The sequence below is a fragment of the Stieleria sp. JC731 genome, assembly GCF_020966635.1.
GTDB lineage: Bacteria > Planctomycetota > Planctomycetia > Pirellulales > Pirellulaceae > Stieleria.
Map to the genome: position 1 here is coordinate 126,319 of NZ_JAJKFQ010000005.1, position 16,206 is coordinate 142,524.

The window sequence follows — 16,206 nt, forward strand, 5'->3', positions numbered from 1 at the left end:
AATTGATCTTTTAGCATCGACGGCGGGCAGAGCCCGCGAGACATCGCATGCGAGGCGGGAGCCTCGCACGAGTTGGTTTGCTCAAACTGAGCCGCGATCGCGCTAGCGACGGTTGTTTGACCCTTTCAGGCGCTGATGCCCGCCTGAATCTCTGCTGTACGCTCGCGACTACTGACGCGAGACCGTGATCTGCTGATCGACCTTTGGTGCATCGATCTGTTGCCGATAACCGTCGGCCCACAAGATGGACACCGAATCGATCGTCTTGGACGTTCCAAGACCAAAGGTCAGCGGCAGTTCCACTTGCGAGAGATAGCTTCGCGTTGGCATGACCTGCTGACGCAAAACTTTGTCACCAACGGTCACTTCAACCCAGGAACCAATCGCATCGCGGTTGCAGTTCTTTCCGTCGCCGACAAGTTTAATACGCAGCCAATGGTGCCCAAGGTCTTGATCGTTGCGTAACAGTCGTGGTTTGCGTCCACTTGATGTCACGACAACATCCAGGTCACCGTCGTTGTCGATGTCGGCAAAGGACGTACCACGACCGACCATCGGTTTCAGAAGGTCATCGCCTATTGATTCCTGCCCAACAGGAACAAACTCGGTATCGTATTTTGGACCTGCGTTCCAAAACAGCTGTGGTGGCTGTTCATAGTGTTGGCTGGGCTGAACACGATTGATGTCTTCTTCCAGGTGACCGTTGGCACAGAACAGGTCAGACCTGCCATCCAAGTCGTAGTCAAAATAGAACAAGCCGAACGTTAGCAGCAGTCTGGTCGTCGGGCCTAGACCCGTACTGACGGCCTCATCATAAAACTGCATACTGCCAGTCTTCGCGACGTACAGTGCGGTCATCTCGTTGGAAAAGTTGCCAATCGCAACCGCCAAGGCCTTGGGGCCACGAAATGATGCGATATCAATTCCCATCGCACCGCGAGCGTTTCCGCTTGAATCGAAAGCGATGCCGCTAAGTGCACCCACATCGGTAAAGTTTCCTTCGCCATCGTTTTGCAACAACAGGTTTTGGACCGTGTCATTTGCGATCACGATGTCCAGAGCTCCGTCCTGATTGAAATCGCAAAACGCTAGGCCGAGTGACTTCGAAAGGGGAACACCGGTAGCCGGATTTCGAATCTGAATGCCAGCGATTTCAGACACGTCCGTGAACTTTCCTTCGCCATCGTTTCGGTAAAGGTATGGGAACGTGCCTTGGAAGTTCTGCGGTCGGCCGTAGGCGCGACCACCACCGATCAGTTGAAAGTTCTGCGACTGGTCATACTCGCGACTCCATTCGACATAGTTACAGACGAACAGATCTAAGTCGCCATCGTTGTCATAGTCAAACCACCCTGCACTACTGCTCCAACGATTTTCGTCCCCAGCCACACCTGCGGATTCGGTGATGTCTTCAAAGGATCCGTCGCCGAGATTTCGATAGAGGTGGTTTGCACCAACGCTGGTGATAAAGACATCGACCCAGGAGTCATTGTCAAAATCACCGACCGCGACGCCCATTGCGTAGTCGTTTAAGTTCAGACCTGAGTCGGCTGATACATTCACATAGGTGTCACCATCATTGCGATACAGCACCGAGGTCGATTGCCGATCACTTGGCGGATCCCAGGGCCAGTCGCGTGAATTGACAAACAGGATGTCTTGATCGCCATCGTTGTCAAAGTCAAACATCGCAACGCCGCCACCCATGGTTTCGGGAAGCAGCTTCGCACCGATCGCGCCATTGTTGTGAACGAAATCGATCCCGCTGGTTTCGGTAATATCCGTAAACGGCGTGTGTGGCACTTGAACTTGTGGCAGTTCACGAGTTTTGACGCCAGCCAATTCGGTTTCTTTGACCGGAGGCGCGGGTGGCCGACGGCGGAAGACGAATAACAGAGTCAGCCCGACGAGGGCGACCAAAGCGATGACCGCGAATGAAATGCGAAAGGCTTTGCCGATCACTGCATCGTCGCGCGCTTCTTCATCGTTTGATGAATGTAACGGTTCGACTTGATTTTCAGTTGACATCGGATGCCTCCTCTTTCGCTTCGGTTTGGGTCGCTTTCGCTTCATCAGTCTCCTTCGACGATTCTTCACGCTGTAGTGAGTAGATCACGACAGCTTCGGCAGCATGGTTTGCAGCCGGATACTTTTGACGTGCCAAGCGTACCGCACGGCCTTTGGCATTGTCATCGGGCTTGTAGCGCAAATGTAGCTCGCGATGTTTTGCGGCATTCTCCGGTTCACCAAGCTTTTCGTAAAGCAGCTGCAAGTTGAAGTGAGCGGTGACATTTTCCGGATCGATTTCCAAGGTTTTGTTGAACCGAGTGATCGCCTCGCGGAAATAGCCTTCGCTTTCGTCTTCCCGATCCTGTCTAGCTCGGGCATTGCCCAAATCAAACAAGGTACGACCGAGCAGGTTGATGACTTCGATATCCAAGCTGAAGTCAAAGCCTCTCGCTTGCATCTCTTCGGTGCTGTCTTCGAGCACACTTTTGAGGTTGCGTTCGGCTTCGACTAGGTAGCCCTGTTGTGCGTTGATCGCACCGGAAAGCCAAGCGTATGTCCAACGCGGGAAGCCCTCCGTCTCATTGAACTCGTCCGCCCGTTTCAATGCTTCGACCGCATCGTCGAGTCGGCCTTCGGTATTGAATACCCGAACGAGGTTGAGTGGCCCGTCGTAGCGACCGAGCTTTTCAACTTCCAAGAAAGCTTCTTCGGCCTGGCGGAGTTCGGCTTTGCCTTTGAGCAGGGCACCGATTCCATAATCATTCCATCGCTGCCAAGTTGGGATATCACGATCCGGATTGCTGACATCGGCAGATACGCCTTGCACTGGGAACGTCACCGTGTCGGTCGCAAGCGTCGTGATAGGCAGTTCATTGACATAGTCTTTGCCGGCTTCGTGACCGCGAATCATCTGGCCCAGGCTTTCGTTTTTCTTGGCAACGTAATCCATGTATCGCTGATCAAACTTTCGATACTTCAAAGCCAACTCAACGGTCACCGGGGCGTCGACGTCTTCTGGGATGGTGATCCCGTAGTGAACCGACTGTCCGGCGCCTGGAGGAATTTGGTGGTTGTAAAGCGGCGTGAAAATATCTTGGGCATTTCGACGATCGATTCGATTGCCGTCTTTGTCCAACATGAAAACGTTCACGAAATGCGACCATGGATCGACTTCATTTCCACGTTCTTCGTCCATCGCACCGCTGCGACCGATCACGCGATCACCGCTGGTGACTTTGACCTCCAGCCAAACTTCGTTGGAATCGACGGTGCCTTGGGTAAACAGGTGGCCGAGTTTCAGTGTTCGAATCACCGTTTCCAAAAGATACTTGTTACCAGGCACCAATTCGGGAACCGTTGGACGCAAAGGAGCGGTCAGCTTTCCATCGATCTCGCCATTCTCGCGAATGCCAAAAATGTCGACACGCATGGTGTCTTTCAAGAAATCTTGATGGGCTTTGATGATCTCGCCACGATCACGCAACCAAGCGATACCGGTATTGGCACTTGGGAACAAGTGATCGTGAACGCTAAGTTCCGTCGCATCACCAAACATCTGTGCCCCGAAGTCGTCACTTTTAACCAGGGGCATATGACACTTGCTGCAATTATCGACGGCCTTTGGCGGGTAATAAAAACTGCGTGCACCGTGTCCGGATACGCCACTGAATAGATAGGGATCGTAGTGGTTTTGGCCACGCAAGAATTCTTTGTAGCCGTTGAGCGCTTTGGGCAAGTGCACTTTGTGGCAGGTCGAGCAAAACTCAGCCGTCTTGTGGAATGGTTTTAGGAAAGTCTTCTTGTGGAAGGTTGGTTTGGCTTTCACCAGCTGATTGTTGACCCATTGCAAGACGGCGTTGTCGCTGCTGGCAAACGGGTAGTGCAGTGGTTCTTCGATCGTATAGTCCGCATTTCCGCGAACGCTGTTCACGTTGGTGATCGCATGACAGACAGTACAAGTGATGCCTGCCTTCGCAGTCTTGTGTTGCAGCATGTCGAATTCGGGATCGTCGAACGCACCAGAAAAGAACGGCACGGGGTCGTGACAGCCGGCACACCACCGAGAAGCTTGAACACTGCCGTCACGCTTCAACGAAACTTCGCGAGTCTCGCTGACGCTGGCTAGGTACGGCGGATTGTTGAACGAACTGAATCGGTGAACGCTATCGCTCCAATCTTTGTGGATGTCGGCATGGCACTTCAAGCAGTACTCGTCATTCATCAAGGCGTCCGCGGGAATGAAATCGCCCGTTGATGTCCGCGCCAATGAAGGCTCGAAATACTTCACACCTGATTCAGGACCGATCGAATTCCATTGCCTTGGGTCCTGCATCTGCATGATGACCAGCAAAGCGATCGCCGCTCCCGCTACGCCAGCAAACCGAAAGCCGAGTTTCCACTTGATCCGTGGACCAGCCAAGCGGTGCAGCCAGTAGAGCCAAACAAGCAATAGTGGCGACGCGACATGCATCCAATAAACGGTCTGACGCGCCAACGGTTGCCGCAAGTCGAAACCGGCGATTCGCACGAGTAGGATTCCCGTGACTAACAGCATCAAGCTGATCGCAAATAAGGCGTAGCCGATTCGTACCGCACGTCGGTTGCGGCGATCTTTGGAGTTCCACATGTGAACGAGTCCAAAGATCACGACCGGCAGGATCAGCACGACTCCCAGGACCAAATGGACCAGGAACATGTATTGGTAGTAAAAGTCCTGATATGTCTCTTGCGAGAACCACTCAAGGAACGTGATCAGTCCCAAGTAGCCAGAGTTTGCAAATAGCAACGCGAAGAGAATGAAGATGAAATACAGAAGCTTGCGAAGCTTCGGTCCGACAGCGCGGACATATTTTTTTTGTGGCGCCGGTTTGGCAGCACTACCAGCAGTAGCGTTTGACATCGAGAAAGGATTCCTAGCAGAGCAGACAGGTGCGGTTGCAATTCCATCCGATTTTCGGATGGGCGACGAACATCTTTGATCAACTGCGAATCCACGGCGGACGCTAGTATTTTGCATCGTGGATGGCTATCTGGACCGATGGTTCACACGCTGCAATCGCGGAGAAATCCCATCGACCGATTCGGTGCGATGTTGACGCCGCGGCAAGACCATCGATTCGATGTATTGCGACAGCAAACGAGAGCGTTTAGACCGGAGGTGATCGATCAGCAGACATGCGAATGGCGATTTTACGATACCAAACGAATGCCCTGCTGAAGCAGTCCTTGCACGCGAAGATGACGGCAGGGCGATCACACCTAGACCGGACCAAGCTCACAACCAACTGCGAACCGGTACCAGAAAAGCTGTTCCGAAGTGGATTCGGAAACTAGGAACGCGGTGGTCGATCGATGCGCGACAAGACGAGCGTGTAGTCAAGCTCGGGATGATCTTCGATCGTATAGGACAACCGAACATCGTCAACGCGATGCTGAGAAACAAACCCGACAAGCGTTTGGCTGTCGGGGGCGACCTTAGGCTGTGCAAAGGTCACTGGTGCCACAGGTAGCGGGGCGCTTTGGCAGTTCGGACCGTTGCAGGGTTTCGATGGAATCGAACCTGCGGGGAACGACTGGTCATCAAATCCCACGGGACGAACACTATCGATCGAAAGTGGGCTAGCTGGATTGCTTCCGGGATGTTCCAACCAATCACCACAACTGGCCTGTGCCGACTGCGTCTGAAACGCAACCGCCAAAAGGCAAGTGATCGAGATGAAAAGTGATGTGCGGAACATGAAAGCCGGAGATGAGATCGATAGGCCCGGAGAGGTCAAATGCGATTCCGATGCGTAAATCGCCGACTAATATGCCGCGCCAGTCACATCGAAAATCGCTTCAAACGCCCAGTACTGAACGGAATTCCCAACAGGGTTCCCATCCATACTGACGTTTTAGACGACGCCTAGTGTTTCAGATTAGGGTGGTCGCGACAATCTGTCAATTAAAAGGTCCGCGGATTCATCAATGTAAACGCATCACTTACCGGTCAATCGCGTTCCTGCAAGCACGTGGAAGTTGCAACAACGCCCGCCCTGGGGGAGGGTGATCTGGTGTTGGTGAAACGCTAGCTGATTGGCAGTATGCCATCAGCGATTGTGACGTGTTCGTTTCTAGGTTCGATCCGTCACAAAGTCATCTCCGCAGCGCAGTACCTGTGGAACTAACGCCCCCTTAAATTGGGGCGAAGGGTGACAATCGAAAATCGTCAAGCTGTTATCCCAACGGCGGTCCTTCTTCGCAAACCAACGCCCGTTCTGATTTGGGTAGCAGGACGCTAAAGGTGGTCCCCGCAATGCCGGTTTCGAATTCCAGTCGCCCCCCGTGTTGGCGAACGATCTTCTCGGAAATGGCAAGTCCCATTCCGGTGCCATCGCTGCGGGTGGTGAAATAAGGATCGAAGACTTTGTCTTGAAGGTCTTTGGGGATTCCGCAGCCTTCGTCGATGACCCGGATCGCGACCCAATCGGACAGGTCGTCGACTTCCAGAACGACTTTGCCACCATCTGCCATCGCGGTGAACGAGTTCAGGATCAGGTTCAGAAGTACCTGCTCGATCCGATCCGAATCAATTGGAGCATGCAGTGAATCGGGCTGCGAAGAACTTGGCCTCGCAATGGTTTTCAACTGAATGCCTTTGGCCTTCGCCTGTGGGTCGGTCAGACGCACCAGTTTGTGCAGCAGGTCCACGAGATCGGCATCGATCCGGTGAAGCTCGGCGACCGAAGCGTATTCGCGGAAGCTTTCCAGAACATTGGTTACGCGGCGAACTTCCGCGCGGAGGACCTCTAAGCTCTCTTGGATCGATTCTTCGTCTCCATCATCTTCCAAGGCTTCGGCTAGCAGTTGAACGTGGAGTGACAAGGCTGCAAGCGGATTCTTAATTTCATGTTGAAGCCCAGCGGCCAAGGATCCAAGACCCATGTATCGTTCCATGCGACGCAATCGCCGCTCGATCAACGCCTTTTCCGAAACGTCGAGGATATGGATGACAACTCCGATTTGATTGCCCTGGTGATCATGCAACAGGTTGCAGCCTGTTCGCAGGAATCGAGTTTGGTTTTTGGTTTCGAAGACGTACTCATGATCGCGAATCGGTGTTTGGCTGCGAAGCGTTTCCATTCTCAGATCGTCAAGGGCACGATAGGGTTTAGGAAGCTGCGCGAGCGTGGAGTCGGGCTCAAGCGTATCCATCCCCAAAAGCGTTTTGCCGCATGGATTGACGCTTAGAATTTTGCCTTCGCAGTCAACCGTAATCACCGATTGATCCAAGCTCGCAAGAATGTCAGTTGCGAGGACCTGCACGCTGCGAAGCTGCGTCATGTTGACGAGGTAAGATCGGACCAATAGTCCCAATGTGATTGCCGACCCGAGCAGATTTAAAATCAACAGTGCGGTCAATCGCGATTGAAGCCGAAGTTCACCGGCCAGCTCTTTCGCGTCTGGAAGATCGCTGTTGGGGAGATGCTTTGTGATCTTGCCGACAATTTCCTGCTCGCGACCAAAGTCCGCCCAAATCCAACTGGTGACTACCAATCCAATCAAACTGAGAAGGGCCAACGCGCCGATTGCCCATGGCCAAATCCGAGACGCGAATGGAGATTGGTTCTCAAACATGTTGTCCCCGATAAAATCGGTTCAGAAAGCTAGCATGCGGCCACGTTTGGATCAGCCAACACAGAATACGGAATCGGAATCATAGGTTGGTGATCGGTCACTTGGCTATCGGGGCGATTTCTCGGTGATTGGACTCGTCGGCAACAAGAAAAAGAGCGATCTAAATACCGAGCGATATTTCGATACCGATGACCATCGCGATTCTCGGGGGTGTCATAATGGCCGAGTAGTTGTCTGGTGGTTTTCAATTCGCAGCGGAATATGCATGCTCACAAAAAGATCAAGGTCACAGAGATGAAGGTCACAACGCTTCGTAAGAACGAAGGGCGGTGCGAAGTGCTACTTGTCGACCGATGTCCGATATCGATTTGAACCCCAACATGATATTGGCACACTTGTTGCATTACTGATCGGATTCTCTGACCGGGCTTTTCCGCTGTTCAATTACCAATCATTCCCCCTAAAACTTTGTTTCGATCATGAGAACGTTCCAGTGTGGATGTGGAGCCGATCTATTCTTTCATAGCGCCCACTGCATTAGCTGCGGCCGGATGGTAAGCCGCTGCGCAAGTTGTCAGACCGTCACCTCCGTCGACCAGAACACCGGTACCTGCGACAGTTGTTCGACAAAGCTGGAGCCGTGCAAAAACCGAGTTGACCATGAGGTTTGCAACGGAACCGTTTTGAACGAATCGAACGAAACGCATTGTCGTTATTGCACCCTGAATCGTGTGATTCCCGACCTATCGCTCGAAGGAAACCTAGAAAAGTGGCGTTTGGCGGAGCGAGCCAAACAGCGGGTCCTATTCGATATCGATCGAATCGGATTGCCGATTGATGACGACGACACGCTGCCCTTGGTCTTCGAGTTTAAAACCGCCGAGAAGGAACCGGTTTCGACAGGTCATGCAGATGGCGTCATCACGTTGGACCTAGCCGAGGCGGACAGTGTGCATCGCGAACGGACCCGGGTTCAGTTCGGCGAACCGCATCGGACTTTGGTCGGCCATTTCCGTCATGAATTGGGACATTACTTCTGGCAAAAGTGCGTGCTGCCGGGGCGGATCGAACTTTTCCGAGAGCTGTTTGGCGACGAGCGAAATCCGAGCTACGCCGAAGCGCGAGATCAATATTACAACCAACGGGCACCGGCGAATTGGCAGCAGGCCTACGTCAGCGAATACGCGACAATGCACCCTTGGGAAGACTTCGCAGAAACCTTCAATGCCTATCTCGACATGATCGCGATCGCACGAACGTTCGGTCACTTCCAGAAGGGTGGCTACGCGATCAATGAAGAAAACTTTGACTTCTTGATCACCGATTATCGAAACATCGGCATCATGGCGAACGAGCTAAACCGGGACATGGGACTGTTGGACCTCGTTCCCGAGGTATTCACGCCGCCGGTTATTGAAAAGATGCGTTTCATCCACGAGATGGCACGGCGTCAAACCGAACCATCCGGCAGTCCGGCAAAGAAGGCTCGTGTCGCGGTCTAAAAACGCGTTATCCATCATCCCAGTCATCACCCATCATCACAGTCATCCCTTGAAAACATGCGGGGTGTCTGCGGTGCGGCCAATCGACCTGATGAATTTGTGATCGATGATCCTATTGCGTTCGTCGACCACAGTCAGATGATCCCATCAAAGAGATGATCGCATTGAGGCCGATCCGAGTCCAACCGACGTGTCACTCGGATCGAATCAGCACCGTTTCTAGACGGTCGCTGTCATCTTCTTTGCGTGTTTGATGATACCATCGGCGACTTGGTTCAGAGGCATCACTGTATCAACCCCGCCACGCTTGATCGCTTCATTGGGCATACCGAACACGACGCAACTGTTTTGGTCCTGTGCGATCGTCGCTGCACCTGCGCGATTCATCGCGAGCATTCCTTCTGCACCGTCGTAACCCATGCCCGTCAGGATCACGCCCAACGCGTTGCTACCGACGTACTTTGCACACGAATTGAACAGTACGTCAACCGATGGGCGGAATTGGTTGACCGGAGCTTGTTCATTGAGTTTCACCATGTAGCGTGCACCGCTTCGTCCGACGGTCATGTGAAAATTACCGGGTGCGATCAACGCTTGACCTGGCAAAATCACATCGGCGTGAGTGGCTTCTTTAACTTGGATTTGGCAGAGTTCGTTCAAGCGTTTTGCGAAACGGCCCGTAAATCCAGGAGGCATGTGAATCACGATCACGATGCCGGGAATGTTGGAAGGCAGTCTCGGCAGCACCTGTGTGAGCGCCTGGGTACCACCTGTCGAAGTACCGATCGCGATGACTTTGTGCGTACTGGTGATCAACGCATCCGAGGTGTCAGTCTCGACAGCTTCTTTGACAACCGCCTCAGGGATATCGATTCGCGAAACGCGGGCGCGGGCCGCAATACGAACCTTTTCGACGATTTCGTCTCCGACGTTTGCCATGCCGTTGGTCACGTCGACTTTGGGTTTGGTGACAAAGTCAACGGCACCGAATTCCAAGGCTCGGATGGTCGTATCGCATCCTTTTTCTGTCAGCGATGAAACCATCACGACAGGAGTCGGACGTGAACGCATCAGTTTGCTAAGAAACGTGAGGCCATCCATTCGCGGCATTTCGACGTCAAGCGTGATGACGTCGGGTTGTTGTGCCAGGATTTTTTCGCGAGCCTTGTATGGATCGCTAGCCGACCCGATCACCTCGATGTCAGGTGCACTCGAAAGAATCTTCGTAATCAGTTGGCGCATCAACGCTGAATCGTCGACGACCAACACTTTGATTTTTGACATTTCGCCCCCTCGGTTCCTTAGAACAGTGTGATATCTGCAACCGGCTCGTCCGAATGACTGCTCTGAGCACGATCCAATTTTTCGGCTTCCATCGTTTTCGTTTGATCGAGAAGCTTCATCTTGGCTTTCCCACTGCAGGGCTCGAACAGGACTTGCATCCCTTGATCGCCACCTAGGTATTCAGCCGTGATCGGGATTTGTTCCATCCCGAGAAACTTGCGAACGAAGTCGACATTCTTTTGACCAATGTTTTCTTCGCTGGACATCCCGAGGACGTTGGCACCGCCAAAGACTTTGGCTTTCAATCGGCGACGGTCACCGCCAAGTTGCATGATGTCGTTGATCAGCAATTCCATCGCATGGACGCCAAAGCTAGCGATTTTTCGCGAGCCCAAATTTCCGGACGGCAACGCAAAGTGATTCATCCCGCCAGCTTTAATCGCATCGTCGTACAAGCAAACCGCGATGCAGGATCCCAAGATCGTACTGATCAGCACCGGTTTGTCACTTGCCATGACATCACCGACGATGATCGATTTCTTCGGCAGATCAGGCGCGGGGCGATTTACCGGAGCCCTGTAGTTGGCTGATCCGGGGTGGCTGGAAGGCAGGCTAGGCGTCGGCGAGTTAATCTGTACCCCGCTGCCCAACCGCGGGCGAGGCGCGGCTGCCCTCGCCGTGTTTGTGTGTTGATAGACAGTCCGTCCGACGCGCGTGTAGGTGCTGGTCAAACCGGACAGCGATTCCGAGTGACCGATGAACAGTGATCCATCGTCGGCCAAATAGTTTGCCATGTGACGCATCACACTGTCCTGCGTCGGTTGGTCAAAGTAGATCAATACGTTGCGACAGAAAATCACATCGAACTTCGTGCGGATTGGCCATTGGTCTTCCAACAAATTCAATTGTCGGAAAGTGACCAATTGTTTGACCTCCGGGCGGACGGTCAATGAACCGGGCTGGTTTTTCGCAGGCGTGAAATACTGTTTGACGATCTCGCCAGGCGTTTCCAAAAGCTGGTCTGGGATGTAAGTCGCTTCCTGGCATTTTTGCAAGACATTCGTGTCGATGTCAGTAGCGAGGATTCGAATATCCCAGCCTGGCTGATTTGCAAAATAATCGCGCGTGGTGATTGCCAATGTGTAGGGTTCTTCTCCGGTCGAAGCTGCCGCGCACCAGATGCGAAGTTTTCGCGGACGTTCACGTCGTGTTGCTTCTTGGACATACCTGTCAAAGACAACATCGCGTAGATAATGGAAGTGATGGTCTTCGCGAAAGAAGTGAGTCTTGTTCGTCGTGATGCGGTTGATCATCTCCTGCATCTCGGCTCCGTCGGGGCCTTGAGATTTCAGCAGGTCGTAGTACGTCGCAAACGACGACATGTTGTGATGACGAAGACGCTTTCGAAGTCTGGATTGAACGAAATCCAGCTTATTGTCGCCCAGCGAAATACCCGTCGAGTTGTAAATCAAATCACGCAAAAGGCGGAACTGTGGAATCCGAAGTGTTGCCCGCTGCGCGGCGTCCTGCGCCTGAGTATCTGTGGTCGTCATGATTCGTATCGGTTGCCCTTATCGCGTCGGCTTGGCTCGAATGTTGCTTGGAACCCATTCGTCGGTTGAACACCAATCGACGCTATTTCCATTTGTCATCGTTCGTGTAAAGAAATGATCGCGTAACGGTCATTTCACTACGGAAAAGTTCTGTCCTTCGCTTTTCTCTGTTCGAAATCCGTTCACGTGGCGACCGGGATGAATTGCATTGCAGTCGGTCAGGCGGATCACGGATTCGAGCAGAATCGAATGATGGACGTGTTTGGCTTTTGGGGTGACACCTAGTTGGAGTATTGAAACGGTTCGTCGACGAGTCGCTCGATCGGCAGCCCGATTTCTGATCGGGGACATCAGGCCTTCATTTCCTGTCGACGCGTTCGAGATCAAACGCGTCTCAGTTCTTTTGGGCCGATTAACGGTCGCTGTAGTGCTGGATCCTCGACTGGACCATTGTTCGCTTTACCCGATCGGACCCTTGATCTGGCAAGTCATTTGCGATCCGGTTCGTCGGTTTAAAAGCCGCAGGATGAATCTCGCAGTAGTCCAGTGGTGCCGGCTTGGAATCCGTCGAACGAGGAAACGTGACGTGAATGCCAAGGCTTGCCGTCAGATTCAGTAGCTCGCCACATGATTCCAGTAGGCGATCCCATTGCTGATCTTCGCATTGCTGCAGTTTTTCAGAAGGCAAGTGGTTTGCCGATCTGCCTGTAAACAACTGCTGCATTCGCTGTGTCAATCCGGACATGTTGTCGACTCTCGAAGCTGAATGATTCTGTTGACCGCGACCAACCTTTGCGGGCCTTTGTTATCGGGCCCGCTCGTGGTGATTCGCCCCGAGTGGTGTCGGGGCTGGCATCGCTGGGCCGACCGTGACCGTTGGATTGGTCGCGGTCGATCCCGCTAGTTCGGATTAAAAATCCATAAAGTCATCGTGGCTTGATCCGCCCGCAGGTTGCGAGGGACTTGCTGCACGTGGGGCGGGTGTAGCCGCTGCCCGTGGTGCATGATGCGATGAGCTTCCGCCGACACCCAGTTGGAATCGGCTGACCATCTCGTCCAGGCTGCGTGCGTGGTTAAGCACCGAACCGGACGTTCCAGCCATCTCTTCGGTTTGGCTGGCGTTCGCCTGAGTCAGTTGATCGATTTGCGTTACCGCTTTGGCAACCTGTTCGATACCGGTGAGCTGTTCTTGCGAGGCCGCGGCGATTTCGGCAACGATGTCGGTGACACGTTTGACCGAGTCGACGATTTCTCCCAATGTCTCCCCTGACTTGTTGACCAGCTCGGTTCCCTTTTCGACCTTGCTGGCTGAATCTTGAATCAGGCTCTTAATTTCTTTCGCTGACGAAGCACTGCGTTGTGCCAAGTTGCGAACCTCTGACGCGACAACCGCGAACCCACGACCTTGTTCACCGGCTCGTGCCGCTTCGACAGCCGCGTTGAGGGCCAAGAGATTGGTTTGGAACGCGATTTCGTCGATCGTCGTGATGATGTCGGAGATCTGTTTCGACGAAGCGTTGATTTCACGCATCGCCTGGACCGCATCGCCGACGACTTTACCGCCTTCGGAAGCAACATCACGCGAACCGTTCGCAAGGGCGCGAGCCTCTTGTGCGTTCTCGCTGTTCTGCTTCACCGTGGTGGTGATCTCTTCCAAGCTGGAAGCGGTTTCTTCCAGTCGTGCGGCTTGTTGCTGAGCACCACGGGAGATCTCTTCGGCGGCGCTGGACATCTGAGTCGATGCTGTCGCAACCGTTGTCGAAACTTCGCGGACTTCAACCAATGCATCTCTTACCGATGCGACCGCTTTGCCCATCGCGTTGGCAACTTTGCCGATGCCGTCTGACCCCAAGTCGGGGAAGGTCACATCGAAACATCCGTCGGCAACACTGTTGACCAGTTCGAGGACAACGTCGACCTTACGCTGCGTTTCTTCCGAACGAACGCGGTCTTCCTCCATCTTGTCCTTCATTTGCTTTTCCATCGCCAGACGTTCGGTGATGACCTCCCAGGTCACCATGGCACCGAGGTATTGGCGTTTGGAATCGTAGATCGGGCTGACCAACAACGCCAGCGTTTCGGGGCCGACTTTGATATCCGCTTTGACCGGCAATTGGCTTGGGTCGGCCAACATGCGGCGTTGATGCGATGGGTTTTTGTGGAAAATGTCGATGCACTGTCCGACCATCTCATCCGCACGGCAGGGAAGGAACTCCTGCAACTGTCGCAGCGTGTTGACTGACGCTGGGTTCATGTACTTGATGATGTAATCGGTATCGGCAAACATCGTATTGATCGGTGTTTGCTCCATCATCGACTGGACGCGAGCGATTTCGACGTCGGCCACTTGCTTATCGGCGATGAACTTTCGCATGCCTTCGGCCAAGTTGCCGATAGCATCGTCGCCTGTGGTGGTGATCTCTTTGCTGTACTCGCCTTTTTGTGCGTCGCTGACAGCATCGATGATTTCGACAACGGCTGCGTTGGTTCGCTCGGTTTGGCGAGTCGCTTCTTTTTCAGCTTCGGCCACTTGTTCAAGTAGCTTTTTCGCTTCGGTGATGTCCGAGGCGTATTTCACGACCTTGTACGGTTTTCCGCTCGGATCAAGGATTGGGTTGTAAGAAGCTTGGATCCAAATCGCATTGCCGTCGCGGCCTTGGCGTAGGAACTCACCCGCTTTGAATTCACCTTGGGCAAGGTCCGCCCAGAAGTTGCGGTATTCCGGACTGTTGGCATGGTCGCGGTCAACAAACATTCGGTGATGTTTGCCTTGGATTTCGTTCAGCGAATAGCCAACAACCGACAGGAAGTTTTCATTGGCGGTACGGATGGTACCATCGAGTTCGAATTCGATGACCGCTTGCGACTTACTGATCGCATTGATCTGGCCAGCATGGTCGGCTGCTTCAAGTTTTGCCTTGGTGATATCGCTTGCAAATTTTACAACCTTGACTGGCTTTCCGTCGGCATCAAAGACGGGGTTGTAAGTGGCTTGGATCCAGACCGATGAGCCGTCTTTGCGGAATCGTTCGAATTCATCCGATTTAAATTTGCCGCTGGAAAGATCGTTCCAGAATTCGCGGTATTCGTTGCTGCTAGCGTATTTGTCGCTAACAAAGATGCGGTGATGCTTTCCTTCGATCTCGTCCAGGCGGTAACCGAGTGCGGCAAGGAAGTTGTCGTTGGCAGTGATGACCGTTCCATCGAGTTCGAATTCGATGACGGCTTGGGATCGGCCGATCGCGTCAAGTTGGCCTTGCGAGTCGGCCAGTTGGTCTTTCGTCTCGGCAAGGTCGGCCAGAACGGTGCGCAGACCGTCGGCCAAGTGTCCAACCGCGTCGTCGCCGGTCACGGTGATCTCTTCGGAGTAGTCACCGTCGATTGCTCGGTCGATGACTGACATCAATTGTTCGACCTGATCGACGGCATCCAATTCTTCGATCGGTTCGGGCGCAGGAGCCGGGCGTGCGGCTTTGCGTGGAGTGCGTCGAGTCGGTTTAGCGTTAGAAGGTTTAGTGGTGGCCATTCGTGGTGCCCCTCGTGTGAATGGATATGAACGTGCTTGTTTAAGGTTGTGAGTCGATTCGCAAAGGAAACGTGACCCACTCGGAATCAAACTAAGCCAACTCGGTCGAAACTGGGCCGAGTCGGTGATCCCGGAACTGAAGGAGGTTCAGTCCGGGCTACATCGATATGGTTTCAGCCCCGATCAAATCTTCCATGTTCAGCAACGTGATTAGACGTTCGCCCGATTTGGCGATGCCGGTCATGAAAGTCGTGTCGGCTTGGCCACCAAGATCAGGTGCCGATTCGATGTTCTCTTCGGCGACGTTCAGGACGTCGCTTACCGCGTCGACAACCAGGCCGATCACTTTCTCACCGATCGTGACGACGATGATGACGGTGAACTGGTTGTAGTCGACTTGTGGCATCGCGAACTTTGCACGCAAGTCGATGATGGGGACCACGGTCCCACGTAGGTTCATAACGCCGCGGATGTAGTACGGCATGTTGGGGATCGGTGTGATCCGCGACAGGCCTTTGATTTCTTGAACGCGCAGGATCTCGATGCCGAATTCCTCGTCCTGCAGTGTGAACGTCAGGAACTGGTTCCCTTCGGTCGACAGGTCAGTCATTTCAGCGATTTGGGCGATCTCGGCCGCCTGTTCAAGTAGTTCTTGTTCTTGGGTGATGGTCATCGATTTACCTATCCATAAAGCCCTGATTCGTTAGATCTGTTC

Annotated in this window: 10 protein-coding genes; 1 reads left to right on the forward strand and 9 read right to left on the reverse strand. The window is 53.4% G+C overall.

Annotated elements, in window-relative coordinates:
- Nucleotides 1-168: 168 nt before the first annotated feature.
- From LOC67_RS11635 to LOC67_RS11650, 4 genes are all read right to left on the reverse strand, one after another.
- A complete protein-coding gene (locus tag LOC67_RS11635; RefSeq protein WP_230262775.1) occupies nt 169-2,028 on the reverse strand; it encodes a CRTAC1 family protein in 1,860 nt (619 codons plus the stop codon).
- Nucleotides 2,018-4,909, reverse strand: a complete 2,892-nt coding sequence (locus LOC67_RS11640) for a tetratricopeptide repeat protein (protein WP_230262776.1) — start codon at nt 4,907-4,909, stop codon at nt 2,018-2,020. Before LOC67_RS11640 ends, LOC67_RS11635 begins: the two co-directional genes overlap by 11 nt.
- A 430-nt stretch (nt 4,910-5,339) precedes the next feature.
- A complete protein-coding gene (locus LOC67_RS11645; protein WP_230262777.1) occupies nt 5,340-5,747 on the reverse strand; it encodes a hypothetical protein in 408 nt (135 codons plus the stop codon).
- 478 nt (nt 5,748-6,225) lie between these two features.
- Nucleotides 6,226-7,626: a two-component system sensor histidine kinase NtrB gene (locus tag LOC67_RS11650; RefSeq protein ID WP_230262778.1), complete on the reverse strand. Its 1,401-nt coding sequence runs from the start codon at nt 7,624-7,626 to the stop codon at nt 6,226-6,228.
- Between the two features lie 479 nt (nt 7,627-8,105).
- Between LOC67_RS11650 and LOC67_RS11655 the strand changes: the two genes are divergently transcribed.
- Nucleotides 8,106-9,128 carry a putative zinc-binding metallopeptidase gene (locus tag LOC67_RS11655; RefSeq protein ID WP_230262779.1) on the forward strand — a complete coding sequence of 341 codons (1,023 nt, stop codon included), beginning with the start codon at nt 8,106-8,108 and terminating at the stop codon, nt 9,126-9,128.
- A gap of 219 nt (nt 9,129-9,347) precedes the next feature.
- Here the strand turns inward: LOC67_RS11655 and LOC67_RS11660 are convergent, their stop codons facing one another.
- The 5 genes from LOC67_RS11660 to LOC67_RS11680 all read right to left on the reverse strand — a co-directional run bounded on the left by LOC67_RS11660 (nt 9,348) and on the right by LOC67_RS11680 (nt 16,164).
- Entirely contained in the window at nt 9,348-10,412 is a 1,065-nt protein-coding gene (locus tag LOC67_RS11660) for a chemotaxis response regulator protein-glutamate methylesterase (RefSeq protein WP_230262780.1), read from the reverse strand.
- Between the two features lie 17 nt (nt 10,413-10,429).
- A complete protein-coding gene (locus LOC67_RS11665) occupies nt 10,430-11,965 on the reverse strand; it encodes a CheR family methyltransferase (RefSeq protein ID WP_230262781.1) in 1,536 nt (511 codons plus the stop codon).
- Nucleotides 11,966-12,377: 412 nt separating this feature from the next.
- The gene (locus LOC67_RS11670; RefSeq protein ID WP_230262782.1) at nt 12,378-12,710 is read right to left on the reverse strand and encodes a hypothetical protein; all 333 of its coding nucleotides are present in this window, start codon (nt 12,708-12,710) and stop codon (nt 12,378-12,380) included.
- A 165-nt stretch (nt 12,711-12,875) separates the two neighbouring features.
- On the reverse strand, nt 12,876-15,491 hold the full coding sequence (locus LOC67_RS11675; protein WP_230262783.1) for a methyl-accepting chemotaxis protein: 2,616 nt from the start codon (nt 15,489-15,491) through the stop codon (nt 12,876-12,878).
- A gap of 157 nt (nt 15,492-15,648) precedes the next feature.
- Nucleotides 15,649-16,164: a chemotaxis protein CheW gene (locus LOC67_RS11680; RefSeq protein WP_230262784.1), complete on the reverse strand. Its 516-nt coding sequence runs from the start codon at nt 16,162-16,164 to the stop codon at nt 15,649-15,651.
- Nucleotides 16,165-16,206 lie beyond the last annotated feature (42 nt).

Bases quoted from the DNA above. Each gene is read 5' to 3' on its own strand.
- LOC67_RS11635 (WP_230262775.1), bottom strand. From the start codon at position 2,028: ATGTCAACTGAAAATCAAGTCGAACCGTTACATTCATCAAACGATGAA.
- LOC67_RS11640 (WP_230262776.1), bottom strand. From the start codon at position 4,909: ATGTCAAACGCTACTGCTGGTAGTGCTGCCAAACCGGCGCCACAAAAA.
- LOC67_RS11645 (WP_230262777.1), bottom strand. From the start codon at position 5,747: ATGTTCCGCACATCACTTTTCATCTCGATCACTTGCCTTTTGGCGGTT.
- LOC67_RS11650 (WP_230262778.1), bottom strand. From the start codon at position 7,626: ATGTTTGAGAACCAATCTCCATTCGCGTCTCGGATTTGGCCATGGGCA.
- LOC67_RS11655 (WP_230262779.1), top strand. From the start codon at position 8,106: ATGAGAACGTTCCAGTGTGGATGTGGAGCCGATCTATTCTTTCATAGC.
- LOC67_RS11660 (WP_230262780.1), bottom strand. From the start codon at position 10,412: ATGTCAAAAATCAAAGTGTTGGTCGTCGACGATTCAGCGTTGATGCGC.
- LOC67_RS11665 (WP_230262781.1), bottom strand. From the start codon at position 11,965: ATGACGACCACAGATACTCAGGCGCAGGACGCCGCGCAGCGGGCAACA.
- LOC67_RS11670 (WP_230262782.1), bottom strand. From the start codon at position 12,710: ATGTCCGGATTGACACAGCGAATGCAGCAGTTGTTTACAGGCAGATCG.
- LOC67_RS11675 (WP_230262783.1), bottom strand. From the start codon at position 15,491: ATGGCCACCACTAAACCTTCTAACGCTAAACCGACTCGACGCACTCCA.
- LOC67_RS11680 (WP_230262784.1), bottom strand. From the start codon at position 16,164: ATGACCATCACCCAAGAACAAGAACTACTTGAACAGGCGGCCGAGATC.